This is a genomic window from Anabaena cylindrica UHCC 0172 (assembly GCF_034931625.1).
Classification (GTDB): domain Bacteria; phylum Cyanobacteriota; class Cyanobacteriia; order Cyanobacteriales; family Nostocaceae; genus Anabaena; species Anabaena cylindrica_A.
Genome location: NZ_JAYGGY010000107.1, coordinates 24,338 through 43,072, shown reverse-complemented (window position 1 = coordinate 43,072; position 18,735 = coordinate 24,338). Strand labels below are relative to the sequence as shown.

Sequence of the window (18,735 nt, the reverse complement as noted above, 5' to 3'; positions counted from 1 at the left end):
TATTTAGACCAATTACTCGTGGTGATAAACAATGAGGAGGATAATGAAAATGCCACCCTGAATTTATTAAAATCGCCACCTAAAAGTGCCAAACTAAATGGGATGAAACTCCTGCAAAACAAGTTTGATATGCTCATGACTTTTGGAGATGCCAAGCGATTACTACAAAATATTACTCCTACCAAAGTTAGACATTTTGCTGCTTATGCTAGAACTTTAGATATCACGGAATTTCAAGATATTAATTTACCCAAACGGCGGACATTGCTATTATGTCTATTGTACGAGGTACAGGTAAAAACTCGTGATTATTTAGTCGAGATGTTTATTAAACGTATTCTGAAGATTCAAAATAATGCCAAACTGCGATTGCAGGAACTCCGGGATAAACATCTGACAGAAACATCAGAGTTGTTAGCGACATTGGGACAAGTATTACAAGCATCCAAACAAGCCAAGGAAACTCAGGATAATGCTGTATTTGGAGAACAGGTGCAGTCAATTTTGGATGAACATGGTGGGGCAGAATTGCTGATGCAAAAATTAGATGAAATTGCGGCATACAATACCAACAACTATTTACCATTGATGTGGCGGTTTTATGCTGCCAACCGCAAAGCACTGTTTAGTTTAGTGCGTTCTCTAGATATTCTCTCTACTTCTGCGGATGAATCAGTTATTGAAGCTTTGCAATTTGTGTTGGAGCATGAACACAAACGCTCTAAATATTTAACTTTTGATATTAATTTGGATTTTATTAGTAATAACTGGCGGGCGTTAGTTGTCGCCGAAATTGATGGCACTGAGGTTTTGGTACGTCAGCAATTAGAAATTTGCATCTTTTCCAATCTGGCGACTGAATTTAAAACGGGAGATGCCTGTGTTGTGGGGTCGGAAAGCTACGCAGATTTCCGCGAACAATTATTAAGTCCTGTCGAATGTGAACCATTAATAAAAGATTACTGTGACTTAATTGGTTTTCCGGCTAATCCAACGGATTTTGTCGAACATTTACGCTTATGTTTAACACAAGTTGCTTTTGAAGTAGATAATATTTGTGCTGTCGATAAACAATTTACAATTAATAAGGAAGGCAACCCTGTATTAAAGAAACCGCCATCATTTACCCAACCTCCAGAGGTAGATTTATTGGAGTCGAAAATCCGGGCGCTGATGCCGGAACGGAGTATTTTAGATATATTATGCAATGTTGAGCATTGGTTAAATTGGACTAGACATTTTGGTTTAATGTCGGGAAGTGAAGCCAAAATATCTGAGCCTGGGGAACGTTATATTTTTACTACTTTTGGTTATGGTTGCAATCTCGGACCTAATCAAATGGCTCGTCATTCGGGGGGTATGGTGACTGCCCATGAGATTTCTTATACCAATCGTCGCCATGTTAGTGCTGCCAAGATTGAAGCGGCAATTCGGGATATTATTAATGCTTATAACCGTTTTAGCTTACCTTCTTGTTGGGGGACGGGGAAAAAGGCGGCGGCAGATGGTAGTAAGTTTGAGATATACGAGAATAATTTACACAGTGAATATCATATCCGTTACGGTGGCTATGGTGGTATTGCTTATCATCATGTCTCGGATAAATACATTGCTTTGTTTACTCATTTTATTACTTGTGGGGTTTGGGAAGCGGTTTATATTTTGGATGGGTTGTTGAAAAATCTTTCGGATATTCAGCCAGATACGTTGCACGCAGATACTCAAGGTCAATCTGGACCTGTGTTTGCTATTTCCTATCTTCTGGGTATTAAGTTGATGCCACGTATCCGTAATTGGCAGGATCTTAGTTTTGTGCGTCCTGGTGCAGATGTGAGCTATCAGCATATTGAGCCACTGTTTAAGGGGGTTGTCAATTGGAGTTTAATTCAGACTCATTGGTATGACATGATGCGGGTGGTGCTGTCAATTAAGGCTGGTAAGGTGATGCCTTCGACGCTGTTACGTAAGTTGGGGAGCTACAGTCGGAAAAATCGTCTTTATCAAGCTTTTCAAGAGTTGGGTAAGGTGGTACGGACTATGTTTCTGCTGGATTATATTTCTAATGTTACGTTGAGACGGGAAATTACGGCGGTAACAAATGTTGTGGAGATGTACAATGGTTTTCTGGATTGGGTGTTTTTTGGTAAGCAAGGGATGATTACTGAGAATGACCCGATTGAGCAGGAAAAGCGGTTAAAGTATTTGGATTTGGTGGCGAGTGCGGTTATTTTGCAGAATACTGTGGATATGTCGTTGGCGATTCAAACGTTGATGTCACAGGGTGAGGTGATTCCAATGCGATACCTTGCTGCTTTGAGTCCTTATATTACAAGACATATCAAAAGATACGGTGATTATGTGGTGAATTTACATAATATTCCTCAACCTTTGGAGGCGGCTATTAATCTCCCTCCAGAAATCTTTGAAATGTAGATACAGTAAGCGTTTCCAGACCATCTTGTAGGTTTTTACACGTATCTCGGCTCAATACCAAAATAGTTGTACTTACTACGGTTTTTTAGGTTTTTGGCAATGAGCGAGGTTTTTGTAGGAAGTTACTGGCTGTGTTTGGCACAAAAAGCCTATGAGTAGGTTCAGAGGTAGGCTTTTTTAGGTGATTTCTAAAAATAATCTTACCAATTGGAAGGCCAACAACCGTTTACCCATACGGTTCACTCACAATCCAATGGTAATTTCTATTCTGGAAATCTTCTTAGCGATTGCCTATGGCTTAATGCTGCGCTATCGGCACTGCGCTGAGTCCTTCAGACACGATTGCACGTTAGCGAAGCGCTCCGAATCGATCGCTCAAAAAGCCGCAGGCTGGGGTCAGTCGATAGCTTTTTACGGACTGTAATTGGGGTTAACGAATACCTATGATACCTTTTGGGGGGTCTTGTAGATGGTTTTTATTTAGGACTTACGCACACTCGGCGAATTCTTCTAGATGTTCTTGGCGGTTCGATAAATTAAGCTTTTTGGAGATTTTTGCTCCTGTCTTGTTATTGTCTGCGGCGCGTGTCGAAAGGATGGCTTTCATCGCCTTTGAGTTGGTGATACAGGTGGTTTTTATTGCTCGTGAGTGAAAGAACGCAGATAGGTTTGAGTCGGCGTTGTGTTCTACGGATGGCTGTTGTAGCCTCTCTGGGTTTCGTGAGGAACGGAGATGAAAGGAGGTTGGAGATATGGCTGATGCGATGTCTACGGCGGCCAGTTACGCCATCGCCAGAGTGAAAAAATTGAAACGAGCCAATATTGCTGGGAGTGCAGCCCACACTTCAAGGCAGAGAGAAACGCTCAATGCTGACCCCAATCAGAAAAATATTAGGTTTATTGGCAATACTGAAAGAGAGGAAAAGTTAGAGGATTTGGTGTTAGCGAAGATTGGGCAGTATGAGCAGAAGCGGAAAATTCGCACTGATGCGGTCTACTGTGTGGAGATTTTGCTGACTGCTTCTCCTAGTTACTTTCGACCGCTTGACCCCACGGCTGCTGGGTATTATCAAGATGAGAGGTTGGCTGATTGGTTGTCGGGAACTCGACAGTGGCTAGAGGAGGAATATAGCGATCGCATTGTCAGGGCTGAATTGCACTTGGATGAAGTGACACCCCACATTCATGCTTATTTTGTGCCACTGGATGAAAACGGGCAACTGCGGTGCAATCACTTTTTTGATGGTCGGCAGAAGATGCGAGATTTTCAAGAAAGCTACTTTGCATCTGTGCAGCACCTGGGGTTAGAGCGTGGGATTCGAGGTAGTGTAGCTAAACACCAGGACATTAAGGATTTTTATCGCATAGTTGAGTCAGGAAAAGACCTTAATTCTGACCTAACTATTGCACAGATGCGGGCTAAGGCAGCAGATCGAGATAGGGCAGTGCAGAGTAAGAGTTCTATGGAGCGCACTGCTAAAAGGTTGGTGAAGGAAAATGAATCTCTGCGACAAAGGATTCAGGAACTGGAAGCGTCCAAGGAGCAGTTGCAGCAGCAGGTTGAAAAATTAAGTGATTTGCCCCTAGAAGATGTGGCTTGGCATTTGGGACTAGATCAAGACACTAGCAGCTATCGCTGCTGGAAAGGGGGTAAACACATTATCTATATAAATGGCTCTCAATGGAGTCACCTTGCAGCCGATACTCAGAAAATAGGTAATGTTGCAGCCAACTCCCAAAAAACTAGTGCTAGTCCTGGTGCTGTGGCGTTGGTGAAACACGTTAATGGGTGCAATTTTAAAGAGGCTTGCATCTGGTTAAATGACCGATTTGGTGAAGATGGGATGCAGATGGCTGTCACTCACTATACTAGGCAACAGGCGCAAAAGGTTGTTCAAGAGGAACAAGCACCACAGTTTGTCCCACCAGTACCGGACGAATCGAACTGGCATTTAGTACACAACTATTTAACTAAAAACCGGGGATTGCCTCAAGATTTGGTGCAAGAACTATATCAGCAGGGGTGGGTTTATGCTGATGATAAACAAAATGCAGTTTTTTTGTTGAAAAACCTCAATGGTGAAACTAAAGGTGCGTTTTTGCAGGGGACAAGAGCAGAAGATAATACTTTAGAAAAAGACAATACTTTTACAGGGAATGCTACTGTTTTTACAGGATATGCCATTGGTACTAAACGCAGTGATGGTTGGTTTTATCTCCAGTGGGGAGGACAACCTACTGATGAAATTCAAAAAGTGGTGTTGTTGAAGTCACCCCTTGATGTGCTGTCTTTTGCGATGTTGGAAGTTGAAAGACACCGAGGACTACCAGGAGGAGTACCACAAGAAAGAACAATGTACATGACTGTAGATAGTCCCAGGGGTTTACCTATGGAGTTATTGCCAGATATCCCTGAATTAGTTTGTGCTTATGATAACAATGCTGCTGGAGATGAGATAGCAGGTGCTATAGGTGAATTGTTACCCCAAGCTACTAGAGTTAAACCACAAGCGCAGAATTGGCATGAGGAATTGTTGGCACTACTACGGTGGCAACAGAGGGAACGAGAGTATCAACAACCACAAAAGCAACAACGACAACGTGAGCGTAAACGGGAGTCTGAACTGGAGTTATGAGCAGTATCGCTGAATCACAATATTGCACTCGTTTTCTACTACAAAAGTAGTTTTCAAAATACAAATTAATAAGTATAATTGCTTAAATTTTAGTTTGGGTCAAAAGTGGTCACGCGACGAGAAATTGATGAAATAGTGTATAAATTGTATGGGTTAACAGAGGAAGAGATTAGAATAATTCAGGATAGTGTAAAACAGAAATAACTGGCAATTGCTATAATAAACAAAGACTAATTAACTTGTAATTTATCATGGAAAACATTACCATTCAAGTTGAGCCAGAAATTGCCAAAGCGTACCGAGAAGCAGAACCAGAAAAACAGCAAAAAATCCAAATATTTCTCAATATAATGCTGCAAAAAGCAGTCAGTCAAAAACCACTCTTAGATATCATGGAAGAAGCGAGTCAACAAGCCATTGCTAACGGAATCACCCCAGAGATTTTAGAATCAATTCTCAATGATGAAAACTAACCGTTTCGTAATTGATACAAATGTAATTGTTAGTGCATTAATCTTCTCTAAATCTACGACAATGCAAGCTTTTAGAGAAGCCAAACAAAACGGATTAATCTTAATTTCAGCAGAAATTTTATCAGAATTAATTGATGTACTCAGTCGTCCAAAATTTGACCGCTATCTATCGAAAGAAATTCGTGAAGACTTCTTAGCCAGTTTAGCCAGAGAAACAGAATTAATCACAATTAATGAAACAATAGATATTTGTCGAGATCCTAAAGATAATAAATTCTTAGAATTAGCCATTTCTGGAAATGCCACTCATATTATCACAGGAGATAAAGACTTGTTAGAACTGCATCCTTTTCGAGATATCTTGATTGTTACACCTAGTCAGTTTTTAGATAGTTTATCTTCAAATTAAACCCCAAACCAGGAAATAGACACCACAAAATTAGAAATAAAAATTGATGAAATAGTGTATTAATTATATGACTTAGTGTGACTTGTGACTTCGCTATAAGGATGCAGTAGCAAGGGAGAAACAGCAATGACACAGGAACCCGTTTTTGAAGAAAGCAGTGGTAACATAGTTGGGTGTTTTGGGTCAGCAGCGTTTGCATAGTTTTCTTAAAAAAGCTTATGAAGAAATTGGCAAAGCGCAAGTATGGAATGTGGCTCAACCGGCTAATAAATTCTCAGTAGATATAGCCTATTTTGGTAGCCCTCAAAGAAACTATTGTCATAATGAAGATTGATGCAGCTATTCAAGAATGTTCTATCACGTAGAGGAGAGATGAAGAATGATGCTCAAAGAACTACTTCTCCAAGAAATTGAATCCACTCCAGATAGCATTCTGGCTGAAACCCTAGACTTTTTACGCTTTCTCAAAGCCAAGGAAACCCAAACACAGCCCAAAGTAGAAGTAGCTGAAGAACCTACTCACACAAGAGTAAATTCCACAGGTAATTCACTCCTAGAACACTTGAAAACGATTGGTAAATGGGAAGGTGATGATTTACAAGAGTGCCTCCAGCTAGTTTATGCCACTCGTGGCAAGGCCAAATTTGATGACGATAACCCCTTTGAATAATGTACCAATGTACCTACTAGATACAAATCACTGTAGCCTGGCAATCCTCGGTGATGCCAATGTGCTTCGTCACCTTGCTGAGATGGAAAATTCTTTAATTACAACCTGCGTCATTGTTCAAGGTGAACTGATAGATATGGCAGAACGTTCTCAACGCAGGGAAAGTAACTTAGCTCTGATTCACCGTTTTCTACAGGGTATATACATTTACAGTATTGATGGATTTACTGCTACTATCTACGGACAACTGAAAGCCGCTTTGTTCAATCAATTTGCACCGAAAGAAAAAAGCAAGCGGAGAAAAACGAAAATCACTGATTTAGGCTTTGATGAAAATGACCTCTGGATTGCTGCTGTAGCTTTACAACACAGTCTCACTGTCGTCTCAGCAGACAGTGACTTTCAGCGTATTATACAAGTACGACCATTATCTGTTGAATCTTGGCTGTAAATCTGCACAAAAGAGAAGTGAAGGTAAATGAACAGCTTGGCTAAAGAGGAAAAGATAATGAGTGGAGTTTTTCAGATTTTAGAAAAGGTGAGAACTAAGCCAGGAATGTATATTGGTCGTCATAAAGGTGAGCGATTTATTTATGTTTTTGGTGGGGTATGAATGCGCCCGTAGTGAGTTAGGAATTGAAACCACTCAGGAGGATGATGATTTTTATGGTGAGTTTCAGCCTTGGTTACAGCAGAAGTTGGGGATAACAACCGTCAGTTCTTGGGCGAAGATGATTATGGTTTATTGTCAAGATGAAAAGGCAGGGTTTGAATATTTTTATAATTTACTAGATGAGTTTAAACAGGGAGATAAAAGTTTAGATAAAAATGGAGTTAAGGAAATATCTAAAACTGTCAGAAGTAGATAATATCAATTCTGACCCCACATTTAGGGAGAGAAATAATGAGCCTTTCAATTGAGCGATAGCTACGCTCACCGTATCCCTTACCGGACCGCAGGAAAGGTATCGCTCAATTAATGCGGACCCAGGACAGATGACTGAGATCAGTTTTGTGCAGTTTATAGAACAGCCCCAAATTAATTGCATTTACCAAAAATCATCTTCAATAGGGGCTGAACCAATCATAAAATCAAAATTACCTTCACCCTTGCTTTTCTTCAATGTTTCCATAATTTTTGTGGGGTTATCGTGGGGACCATTGACATAGAATGGTTTCCCGTTACGACCACATTCAATACGTATTATCCCATCCCATTCTCCAATATGCGCTCGCGTTTTTTCAAAGTCTTTGTGTGGTTGAAATCCTAAGCTTAGAGCGTATTCGCAAGCACTAAATATCATCCCTTGGGCAACTTCAAGGGGAACCTCTTGTGGTTTTCCGGGAAACAGATTGAATAATGCTTCTACAACTTCTTTAAACTTTATCCTGTCTACTGTACGTGGTGGCATGGCATCTTTAACACCCAAGCACCATATATCTAAAAGGTAACTACAAAGTGTGATTTGATTGTATCGAGCTTCCCTGGCAATCACTACCAATCCTAAACCACGATTAATATCGTCATTGTTTTTTACTCTTATGATTTTTGTCAGCAGATTTTCGATGCTGTTTTCAGATGAGATTTTCGGTAACAATTGGATAAGACTCTCGCTTGCTAAACACTGATATATGGGGTCTAATTCTCCTGAAGCTAATCTATCTAATGTGGTTTGCTCTGCTTGATTTTGAATCGCTGCATTAACTTCTGATACTTTGATACCTAATTTTCGAGCTATTTGTTTGGGTGTTAAATTCAATGCCCGTAAATTCAGGATTTCTTGTTGTTGTGTTGCTGTCATAAATTACTACTTTCTACAAAGCTGCGCTATCACATTTTCGGGAGCATCCACTTTTGGAAGAAACATAATTCTCGTACTCCAAAAACCCTACTAACCCAAGTTGCTAGTTATCTAGTTGAGGCTGGTAAGGGACTAGTACCGCAAGGCGGAAGTCAAAAGTCAAAACGAATACAGCGTAAGTTTTTCAGAGATTTGGAATGGTTGGTTTATTTACGCCGTGCTGTACTAAGTAGGTGGGCATAAATATTTATCGTTGAGACAAGGCAGGAGGCAGAAGGGAAGAGGTTTTTGGGCAAATTTACATTTCGTTGCATACTTTGGTTTTTTAGTGTCTACCTACTTAGCGTGAAAATAAAATACCAGTCGGATAATTGATATAAAAGAGAAAAGTCATAAATGATTGGTACATTATTAAATTGCAAGTCCCTAATGGGGAAAAAGGTAATTGGTGATCAAATCCCAGACTTCATCCTGTTCATCCTTAAATCCTATACCTGTTCTCATCATCACTCCTTATTATTTAACATCCCTGTCAACAATTCCGACATTTCCCATAAATCTTTATTGCGGTTATCATCATAAATCATCAACGTTCTCGGGTCAGCATGACGGCTCAACTTCTGCACCTTTCTAATATTCCCATCAGTGGCATCAAGCGCCGCTGTAATCGCTGAATGCCTGACCCTATGGGGTGACATAGGTTTCTTCACCCCCACCGCCTTAAAACTCGCCGACACAATTTTATAGATCCCATCCGCCGTCAATCTATGCCCAGAATTATGAAAATCCAACGCCGTAAAAATCGGTAAATTCTCCTGCACATCCCCCCTGGCTATCAACCACTGGGCAATGGCAATGCCCACATCCTTGGACATATCCAAATACTCTTCATTCGTTCCCTGACCCTTGCCTAAAATCCGTAACTTACGACCATAAAAATCAAAATCGCCCACATTTAACTGACAAACTTCATGACGACGCAACGCTAAACCCCAAAGCACCATAAAAATTGCATAATTGCGCTTACCAATCAACGTTTCTCTATCAAACTGCTGAATCACCTTGGCTATCGTCTTAGTATCAACACCCCGCGTATCACGATACGCCTTTACCTTTTCCCCCTCCACATCTTCCAGGGAATAATTGCACACCCCCAACTTCCGCCCCATCTTCGCCAAGGACTTAATCGCCGCCAACCGCCGATTAATCGTCGCCTCCCGCACCCCAGATTTAATCAACATCGCCTTATATTTCAGCACCACCATCACCGCTTGCTCTCGCTGCAAGTGCAGAAACTCCAGCACACTATCAGTAGATGGCGGCAAAAGAGTCATTTTTCCGAAAAAATCCCGAATATCCTTCTCATACGCCCTTTTGGTATTGGGATTGCGCTTATCCGCCAACAACTGCGCCAACACATCCGGGTCTTGGTCTAGCTGCGCGTCAAAATACCGAGTAATCTTGGCATCAAAACACGCTTCCAACTGAGGAACGATAATTTCTCCCATCCGTGGATCATTAGACATTTTTCCTCACTGGTTCGTTCGTGATAATGTATGTTTCCAATAACGTCTATCATAAAACAACAGGTCAAAACATTCCCGAAATAACTAAATACTCCTTGCGGAAGTTGTCAGGTGTCATTTGGCAATGCTATGTCTGTATTTACCTATTTTGATATCGAAGTTGATATCAGTTACTATATTTCTGTAAACTTGTTTTCCAATCTGTCAAAACCTTGGCAGAAATGTGTTTACCACGCTCCTGGATTAATTTATCAGCCATTGCTATTACCTCTACCACTGTTTTGTATTCTGTATACACCATCTCCGTTAATAAGCGCAGTGTTCTGGTGAGAGAACTTGTGAGAAATCCGGGATTGAGACAGGGTGGTGGAGTTCCCAGTGAAAGGAAGTAAAATTATTAACCTCACAGCAAAGCTGATTTTGCTCAACCTATCAATTGATCCGTCACAAGCATCCTGCTATTTTTGTTTTTTAGTTAAGTTAGTTAAGTTAGTTAAACGAGTAATGCTGGAGCGAATGTTACCTGCTTCTTTGCGATTTCTCAGTCTTTTTTTAGCTTCTTTTAGGACTTGTTTCATCACGGGATCTTTGTCTTTGCAGGTGATATAAAAAGCCTCTAATAAGGTTTCAATAGTTATTTTCTCTTGAGCGCAAAGTTGGTCTAGTTCTTCTTTTATTGGCACTTCTAATCTGACAGGGATACGTGGGGAAATTTCGGGAAAGCTGGCTAGTTTCTCGGCTAGTTGTTTTAGTTCTGACCCTTGATTATTAACGGTAGAGTTTTCTTCTATTTGAGTATCTGGAGTAATTGGCTGGGTCTGTAATAGTACATCTTGTCTTGTTGGCACTGTGGGTTGAGTGGCTCTGCGGCGGATTTCTTCTAACATATCCATGTTATTAACGTTCTCGTTTAAATTACTCATAAAAATGCTCGGTAAGTGGGAAACTCAGTGGCTTTAGAGAAAGAGAGAGAAACGACACGTAGCAAGATCCCAAAGGGTGCGGTTTAAACTGCTGTGAATCTTAAAATGCGTAACTGTAGCCATCGAAAAGATGGACAATTTTGCAGGATTACTGATGTTCTGCCTTTTAGTAATTATGATTAAGCTATTTCTGTGGGGATTAATTTGGCATATTTTTCTAGCAAGGCTGGTTTTAAACGTTGTGCTAAAATCTGAATCGCATACTCAAGTGATGCTTGTCCTAAGTCAGAAGGGCTAACCCGATAATTGATAGCATTTTTGTAGACATCTGACTCTAATATATGGGGCAACATCAATTCATCTTTCACTAACTGCCGCATGGTATCAATGCTGGATTGGGTGGCTTTTGTCGGATGCAGTCCAGTCCAGCGAGCGCGAAATGGGACTACGCCTAGCAGTTCGCCATAGGGTAGTGCTGGTTTAAATTCTTTGATTAGTTCTAATGTCCGCAAGAGTGATTGCACTCCCTTGACGTTAGATTCTGCGGGAATTACCCACTTATCCCCTGCCCCTAAGGATGTTTGTGCTAAATGCGACCTCTCTGGCGGTGGGTCTACAATTGCCACGCCAAAATTATTGATGATTGGTTGCAGGCGATTTCTGAGGATAAATAAGCTGAGTCCGCTAGATGCCAGTTTGTAATTAGCACTCTCAAGTCCATCATCGGAAGGAATCAAAAACAAGTTGGCATTGCTAATGGTGCGTTCTCCTATTTGTCCGTCTGGGACTGGGGCAATGGCATCAATAATTTGTGTTTTTTCCTCTGGCTGAGTCAAAACTTCCAGTAGTGTTGGCGTATTGGGATCTACTTTTACCCCCAAAAAACTAGTCAAGCTTGATTGGGGATCTGCATCGACAAACAAGACGGGAATTCCTAATTTCCCTAAATATCTCCCTAGCATCAGTGCTACTGTCGATTTCCCCTGTCCTCCAGCTAGACCCAAGGTAACAACTGTTGGCGTGTTTCTCATAGCACAATCACATATAAATACAAAAAAAGTTTTCTATAATTATATTACTATACTTTTGTTTCTTTAAACTAAAGTGCTTTTGTGCTTTTGTACAAAAGTGCAAGACTTATCGTAAAATGGTTGAGGCGGGAAATTTCCCCGCTTTAATTGAAAGAACAACTCGTAACATATCTGGCAAATGAGTCTCAATCAAATCCCAATCCACTACATCAGAAAAGAGACCATCAATATGATGGTAACGAGACTCTTTAGTAGGACGATACAACTTTAAATCATGCCAGTTGGGGTAAAGTTAGGTCGAGGGGGAGTATGATCTCCCGCCCCTCCCAATTAATTAGGGCTTGCTGAAAAAGTCATTCCAAGGAAAGAGAAGAATTGACTAAATAAAATGTTTTGGCTGGTGCGCCTATTTCTTCTGAAAATATGGCTGCATATTCTGATTCAAATTCCGACCAAGGTATCATTTTCGCCATGATTACCCAACGGTTATCTGATGCTAGTTGCTCCTCAAAGGGTAGTTCAAACTTTTCTGGTGCTATTTCCTGTTCTTGCGCTTTTCTATACATATTAATACGCCCTGATGCAAGGGGTTTTACCTATTTTAACTCTTTTTCTTGCACCTTTTTCACCTTCTATCTCCCTCAAATCATTGATTTACACTGGTTTCGTGTTTATTCAGCAAGCCCTAATTAGAGTCGATGCTCCTGTTACCAGGAGACACCTCTCCTTCAGAACGCGGACGTGCAGCTTTGACTGCATCCGGCTCCTAATCTGACACCTAATAAGTCGGGTCTATCCCGCTGTTCGGACTCTCACCCGACCATGAATGGTCTGATGCTGGGCTTAAAGGGGATATATGGATGTAAAAACGCAAGTTATGACCGTCTCAAGTATATGTGCAACTTTGGTTTTGGCTTCTTTGACTTTTAATCCTCTTGTTTCCAAGAAGTTATCAATGTATTCTCGGAGGAGTTTGGAGTCATCTCCGGGTTTCAGTTTCTCCAGAACGAATCGCACTTGCAGGTATCCCGGCTGCACCCCATGGCGGCAGGGTTAGCTTCCATAACTCGGCATCACCACGGGCAAATTGGCTTGCAGCATCATCCCCTTGTCCCAACAATCTCTGAAAACGCTCAGACAAGGCAGTAGCTACATCTTCTAAAGTAGAAGTTAACCAGTTCATCTTTGGTTCAGCCCATACCGTACCCCGCACAGTTATCGAATCAGTTCCCTTGAGCACTTTAAATACAATTGCAAATTTTGCTGTCCCAATTCGTTGTAAATTATCATCATTAATACGCCAGTAACACAGAGAGTTACCTTCACCGTTAGTGATAATTTCTGAGTAACCAAGTTGATAGTCGTAAGCTGGAACAGCAAGAAACGCCTTTAAATTATCCTTAGTTGACACGCTTGCTTTCAGATTATCGGGAATCGATGGTAATAATTGAGCTAACTGAGAGCTATCGATTCCTATACTCCATTCCAAGTCACCACCCAAGCCCACATCCATACCTACACCAAAACTCATCACTGAACGCCATTTATCGGATGGGAATAGGCTTTGAATAATTGGCTCTTTGCTTCCCTCCGTCCCAAAATCTAGCTCGCAGGTTAACCGCCAAAACTGAGCGCCTCGCTCAGGACGTAAATCTACGGTGAAACTCATGTAATAAAAATCGAACTGGTCGCGCATCTGCTGCTTGTAAATGTCAATCAGTACAGTACCGCTATTTTTAAATGTCTCCTCTGTGAGGCGAATTAACTTATCTTGAGGATTGCCAAAGCTAACCTTTGTTTTAAACAGGCTGTCAACAGCTTCCGCCCCAACACCTAGTTTTGTACCGCCAGCGAGAGTTCCTTCCCATTTTTGTACCTCTTTGAGCAGGTCGGATAATAAAGCATCTATCTCTTCTCCTTTTGGAGGGGTTAACTCATCGTTCATCTGCGCTGTCTCCTTTGTTAAAACTTCCGTTTTTACTAAATCAGCATTTGGCAGAATCGACTTCTGTAGATTCTGCGATTCCTAAATATTTCTTGACTCACAAGTATAATTTTTACAATACAAGAAGATTTTGGTAGCAGACGAAAAGTAATAGAAAGATATTTTTAATATTCTAGGACTAGCCCTTTCAAGGTGACTAACGGAAATACTTCATTAATACTTCATTTCATTACTATCATCTTGAACCTTTCGCTCATATTTTGGGTTTTTTGAAGCTTGAAACAACCAATCTTTGTTCCAAATTTCACCACCTTGAAAGGGCTAATATTCTAGGACTTACGCATTGACAAAAAATATCATCCATGTAGTCTAGACAATGGCATTCTTGTCTTTACCCCAAGAAAGGCTTAAATATTTTAGGTGATGATTCAGTCATTTAACTTAACCGACCCGTATTTAAAGGTAACTATGGTAACGGTGAGGAATTAACCAAAAAACATCAGGCACTATCAACTGCTAACTTGAAGTAGGGATAAAAGCGGTGTGGGGGAACACCAACCATTAAAGCTGAATCATTACAGAGATGAATTTCTACATCCCGTTTACGTTCTGTAAACAGACTAGCTTCACTTAAGTGGCGGGGTGTAAGAAAGTGTACAACTTGGTTAGAAGATCCACGCCACCCTTGATTGTCGTTTAATTCTGGGATATATTGACCATCAATAAGCACATCAATGAGAGTCAGCACTTGATCAATAGCTGGGTTAGACTTTGCTCGCAGATGTTCAAGTGTGAATCCAGTATAACAAATGATAGAAATGTCAAAACGTTGACGAAGATGGGCAAATAATTCGCTCAGGGCAGATGCTTGGAGCATCGGCTCTCCGCCGGAGACAGTCAAACCTTCTGTACAAGGAACTGATAGGATGTAATCACCAAGTTGCACAGGCTCGACTAATATGGCTTGTTTTTGAGGAATCCACTCTGGAGAAATGCAGTTGCGACAACTGAAGCAGCATCCCTGAACCCAGATAACAAAACGTTGCCCTGGACCAAGCGTGTGTGTAGCAGGGCAAATTTCCGCAATGTTGAGGAGAGGCTTCTTAGAAAGTGATGATTGATTTCTGCTGGGATCGTTCATGTTTAGTCCGTGCATCAGAAAGTTCTTGGTCTAGTTCACTTAGGCGATCGCAAATTATTTTAAGGATACTCTCTACTTTTTGGGAATCTAGAGGTAATAATTTTTCCAACAATTGCTGATCTGCCTGATAGTGAGTATGGAGATGAACAGATATTTCGTCTGTTTCTTCTCTATATTTATTAAATTGTTGAATAGCAATTTGTAGTTTTTCCCATGTTTGCTGATATTCTTTTCTTTGTTGTTCAAGGTCACTAAGAACCACAGACAGTGGTTCAGAAAGCTTTTCTAGCTCATCATGAGTTAAACTAATTAACTCGTTGGCAGCAATTAGGATATTTGATTGCTTATTTTGGTGTCTCTGTTTGTAGTTTTCGATCTCCCTGTTAATACTATTATGTAGCTCATCTAGCTGAATAAATTCAGATTCAATTTTAGCTTTTTGTCGTTCCAACGTTTTTATTTCTGATGCTTTAAGTTTCACAGATTTAGATTCATTGGCAACTTCTTGATTTAAAACTTCGACGAGATCGCTAATTTGCTCTTCATTTTTGTTTTGCTCCGATTCACTAAAATTGGGAATTATTTTTTTATCGCTATGCTGAGGTTCTAATAACAAATTTGCAGGTGCTTCTTTAAGATATTTCTTACTTTTACTCCAAGAAATATCTAGGTTGACTAAAGCGTTCTGTACAAAACGAACTTGATAATGAGAATTTCCATATTCATGGATTCTAATGTTTAATGCTTGACCATATAATTCTTGGGCTTCGGCAAACCGATTGAGCGATTGATAAATATATGCAAGATTAACCATGTTAGTAGCAATACTAGGATGCATTTCGTTAAATATACGTTTTCTCATCTCTAATGCCTCTTCATACAGTTTAATTGCTTCTTCATAACGCCACTGATCTGTACGAAGTTTACCCAGTTTGCTCAGAATTTGAACAATATTTGCATGATCATTTCCCAGTAATCTTCTGCTTGTTGCTAAGAGTCGTTCATATAAATCGCCCACTTCCTCATAGCGACGCTGAGACTCATACAATTCAATTAGGTTCATCAATCCTTCAGCAAAATCGGGATTAATTTTATCGTCCTGTTCATATATACCTATAGCCTGAGCATACATAGAGTCTGCTTCACTCTCCCTACCACGAGAACGGTATACTTCAGCAATAGAAAGAATATATTGACAAACATTTGGATTATCTTCTCCATATGCTTCCTTAGCTACTTTTAGCGATTTATCGAAAAGTGGTAGTGCTTCGCCGTCCTGGTTCTGACTAATGAGAAAGTAAGCTAGGTTGGATAATTTTTCACTAACTTTAGGATGAGTTGTACCCAGGGCTTCTTCAACCACATTTATAGCTTCACGAAATAGACTTTCAGCTTTTTCATAATCTTGTTGCTGGAAACGAACATTTGCCAGAATACACAGGAGTTCACTATATTGGGGATGAGTTGTACCTAATGTAGATTTGTACATCTCTTGCCCTCGTAATAATAGCGGTTCTGCTTGTTTATATTCATTTTGGGCAAGATAATTTATAGCCAAGTTAACTAGAGTTTCGGCAATCTGCATATGTTCTTGCCCAAAAATATCTTGCTGTATTTTTAAAGCAAACTTATAGAGTATTTCTGCATCCTCATGACGACCCTGTGCAGTATAAATCAAAGCGAGATTTTTCAGGTTAATAGCATGAGTAGGATGCATTGTGTTGCCTTTTGTTTCGTTGATTTCAATCGCTTTTTTGCAACATAGTTCTGCTTCTTGATGACGACCTTGTTTAACATATACTCCTGCCAGTTCACTTAAGCACATGGCATATATGGGGTGTTCATTACCTAACGAATTCTCTGCAACCTCTTTAGCTCGATCACATATCTGCTCTGCTTCATCGACAAGCCCTTGTTCTAACCAAAGAGTAGAAATTTCGATAATTACCAAAGGAGAATTAGCAATAAAGCTTTGCGACGATTCAAAATTAAATATTCTATCGTAGAGGGATTGAGCTTCTGCATACTGCCCTCGGATACGACAGACCTTTGCTAAAGCACTTAAGTTTAGAGCAATGTCAGGATTGTTTTCACCAAGTATTTTTTCTTGTATTGCTAATGCTTCTCTACAGTAATTCTCTGCCTCTTCAAAATGTCCTTGAGTAGCTAGCAAACTACCCAGATCGCTCAATATATGAGCTACAAAGCTATCCTCATCACCAAAAAATTTTCTACATAATGCCAGGAGATCAACTAGGTATTGTTCTGCCTTTCTCAAATTTCCTTGCAATACATACACATTAACAAGAAAAGCTTGATTGGAAATCCCAAGTAGATGTTCTCTACCAAAACGGGATATCATCTCCGATTCACATTTTTCACCCCAGTAAGCAGCTTGAGTATAAATTCCTAGATAAGTATAGATCGACAATAGCCATCTGTGAGAACTATATAGTTCCCAATCGTCCATCTGATAGGACAGAGTTGTTGCCATTTCCTCAATGTGAGCAACAATTATCATAGTTGAAGTAGTTTCTATTGCGTCGGGAGCTTTTCCGTCAAGTAGTTGGTTTGTTAAATTTGCCACTTCGTAGCAGAAACTCTTTTTAAGAGCTGCTGCATCATCTAAGTTATTGAGCTTACCTTGAATAAACTCACGAATGAGATGGTGGAATTGATAGAAGCCACGCTCTTGACGTTGCAGAAGACTAAATTTAAGCAGCCAGTCATCTCTTAGGTTCTCTATATTGTCAGGTTTCTGCTCGAACTGTAATTGTTCGACTAACCACCAAGGAATAGGAGCCAGAGCAAATAGACTTAGAAAGTAACTCAGCATTTTTGCATCTTCACTCAACTCCTGCCAGCTAAGTTCAAAAACAGTATTAATACCTCTTTCACCGTTACTCTCGTTAATAGCTTCTTGACTAAGTTTTTCGTTGTACAATCGTTGGAGCATTGTTGATAGAGATAAGTCCTCTTTCCGTGCTAAATAACGGCCGATTAACTCTAAACCTAGTGGTAAATAATCGAGCCATCGACAAAGTTCCTTAGCTTGATCGATTTCTTCTTCGATACGAATATCCCCTTCTTTAAGATTTGACCTCAATAGTTCTAACGCAACAACCTCACTCAAAACTTTGATCTCTAAAAACTTGATTCCAGACAAGCCAAATTGCAAGCGTGTGGTGATTAATACATGAAACCGCGGTTGTAAAGGGGGTAGATACGGCTGAATTCTATAAAAATCAGTCACATCATCAAAAACAATTAACACTTTACCTTCACGCCAATGTGACCAACAAAAATTAAGCTGATTCTTGATATCCTCTTTGGGAATTTCAATGCCGAGAGAAAAGCGAGCAAAGTTGATAATTTGTGCGCTCACATCTGTATCTCTAGATAATAGCCAGCAAATACCACCGCTATATTCTTCCAGATATGTGACTGCATATTTAGTAGCTAACTTTGTTTTCCCTACACCGCCTATGCCGTAGAGAGCGAACGCAGAAACTTGATTAGGCTGCATCAGTTGCTCATGGAGATATATGAGTTCTGCATCACGTCCTACAAAATCTGTAATTTCCTTGCGGGGAACATTATTGGGAATACCTGTTGTAGGTTGGGAAGATGAAGATTGTCCCACAAAAAGCTTTTCAATATTGACAGTACTATCTTTTGTAAAGACTCCTATTTTTTCCGTCGTATAATTCTCAGTATATTTTTTTTGTTCGTCGCTGTTAGACATA

Annotated in this window: 14 protein-coding genes and 2 pseudogenes; 7 read left to right on the top strand and 9 right to left on the bottom strand. The window is 40.2% G+C overall.

What is annotated here, in order from left to right; all coding sequences use genetic code 11:
* The 7 genes from VB713_RS24120 to VB713_RS24090 form a co-directional block, all read left to right on the top strand.
* A partial coding sequence (locus VB713_RS24120; protein WP_323314036.1) for a Tn3 family transposase occupies window positions 1-2,433 on the top strand: 2,433 nt, incomplete at its 5' end.
* A 752-nt stretch (window positions 2,434-3,185) separates the two neighbouring features.
* The gene (gene mobV, locus VB713_RS24115) at window positions 3,186-5,069 is read left to right on the top strand and encodes a MobV family relaxase (RefSeq protein WP_323314035.1); all 1,884 of its coding nucleotides are present in this window, start codon (window positions 3,186-3,188) and stop codon (window positions 5,067-5,069) included.
* 251 nt (window positions 5,070-5,320) lie between these two features.
* A complete protein-coding gene (locus tag VB713_RS24110) occupies window positions 5,321-5,542 on the top strand; it encodes a hypothetical protein (protein ID WP_015214243.1) in 222 nt (73 codons plus the stop codon).
* On the top strand, window positions 5,529-5,951 hold the full coding sequence (locus VB713_RS24105; protein WP_416242479.1) for a putative toxin-antitoxin system toxin component, PIN family: 423 nt from the start codon (window positions 5,529-5,531) through the stop codon (window positions 5,949-5,951). Before VB713_RS24110 ends, VB713_RS24105 begins: the two co-directional genes overlap by 14 nt.
* 379 nt (window positions 5,952-6,330) lie before the next feature.
* Window positions 6,331-6,621, top strand: coding sequence for a DUF2281 domain-containing protein (locus VB713_RS24100; RefSeq protein WP_323314034.1), 291 nt, complete (start codon window positions 6,331-6,333; stop codon window positions 6,619-6,621).
* 7 nt (window positions 6,622-6,628) lie between these two features.
* Window positions 6,629-7,072: a type II toxin-antitoxin system VapC family toxin gene (locus tag VB713_RS24095; RefSeq protein ID WP_323314033.1), complete on the top strand. Its 444-nt coding sequence runs from the start codon at window positions 6,629-6,631 to the stop codon at window positions 7,070-7,072.
* Window positions 7,073-7,214: 142 nt separating this feature from the next.
* Window positions 7,215-7,490 carry a hypothetical protein gene (locus tag VB713_RS24090; RefSeq protein WP_323314032.1) on the top strand — a complete coding sequence of 92 codons (276 nt, stop codon included), beginning with the start codon at window positions 7,215-7,217 and terminating at the stop codon, window positions 7,488-7,490.
* 180 nt (window positions 7,491-7,670) lie between these two features.
* Here VB713_RS24090 and VB713_RS24085 read toward each other — a convergent pair whose 3' ends face one another.
* The 9 genes and pseudogenes from VB713_RS24085 to VB713_RS24045 all read right to left on the bottom strand — a co-directional run bounded on the left by VB713_RS24085 (window position 7,671) and on the right by VB713_RS24045 (window position 18,734).
* Window positions 7,671-8,423: a DNA-binding response regulator gene (locus VB713_RS24085; protein WP_323314031.1), complete on the bottom strand. Its 753-nt coding sequence runs from the start codon at window positions 8,421-8,423 to the stop codon at window positions 7,671-7,673.
* 506 nt (window positions 8,424-8,929) lie between these two features.
* Window positions 8,930-9,949: a tyrosine-type recombinase/integrase gene (locus tag VB713_RS24080; RefSeq protein ID WP_323314030.1), complete on the bottom strand. Its 1,020-nt coding sequence runs from the start codon at window positions 9,947-9,949 to the stop codon at window positions 8,930-8,932.
* Between the two features lie 458 nt (window positions 9,950-10,407).
* Entirely contained in the window at window positions 10,408-10,872 is a 465-nt protein-coding gene (locus tag VB713_RS24075; protein WP_323314029.1) for a hypothetical protein, read from the bottom strand.
* Window positions 10,873-11,051: 179 nt separating this feature from the next.
* On the bottom strand, window positions 11,052-11,903 hold the full coding sequence (locus VB713_RS24070) for a ParA family protein (RefSeq protein WP_323314028.1): 852 nt from the start codon (window positions 11,901-11,903) through the stop codon (window positions 11,052-11,054).
* 109 nt (window positions 11,904-12,012) lie between these two features.
* A pseudogene (locus tag VB713_RS24065) lies at window positions 12,013-12,186 on the bottom strand (Tn3 family transposase); the annotation flags it as partial.
* Between the two features lie 103 nt (window positions 12,187-12,289).
* Window positions 12,290-12,469 (bottom strand): annotated as a pseudogene (locus VB713_RS24060) (IS5/IS1182 family transposase); the annotation flags it as partial.
* Between the two features lie 413 nt (window positions 12,470-12,882).
* The gene (locus VB713_RS24055; RefSeq protein WP_323314027.1) at window positions 12,883-13,848 is read right to left on the bottom strand and encodes a hypothetical protein; all 966 of its coding nucleotides are present in this window, start codon (window positions 13,846-13,848) and stop codon (window positions 12,883-12,885) included.
* Window positions 13,849-14,347: 499 nt separating this feature from the next.
* The gene (locus VB713_RS24050; protein WP_323314026.1) at window positions 14,348-14,989 is read right to left on the bottom strand and encodes a 4Fe-4S single cluster domain-containing protein; all 642 of its coding nucleotides are present in this window, start codon (window positions 14,987-14,989) and stop codon (window positions 14,348-14,350) included.
* The gene (locus VB713_RS24045; protein WP_323314025.1) at window positions 14,952-18,734 is read right to left on the bottom strand and encodes a tetratricopeptide repeat protein; all 3,783 of its coding nucleotides are present in this window, start codon (window positions 18,732-18,734) and stop codon (window positions 14,952-14,954) included. The genes VB713_RS24050 and VB713_RS24045 overlap by 38 nt, the downstream gene beginning before the upstream one ends.
* Window position 18,735: the final 1 nt, after the last annotated feature.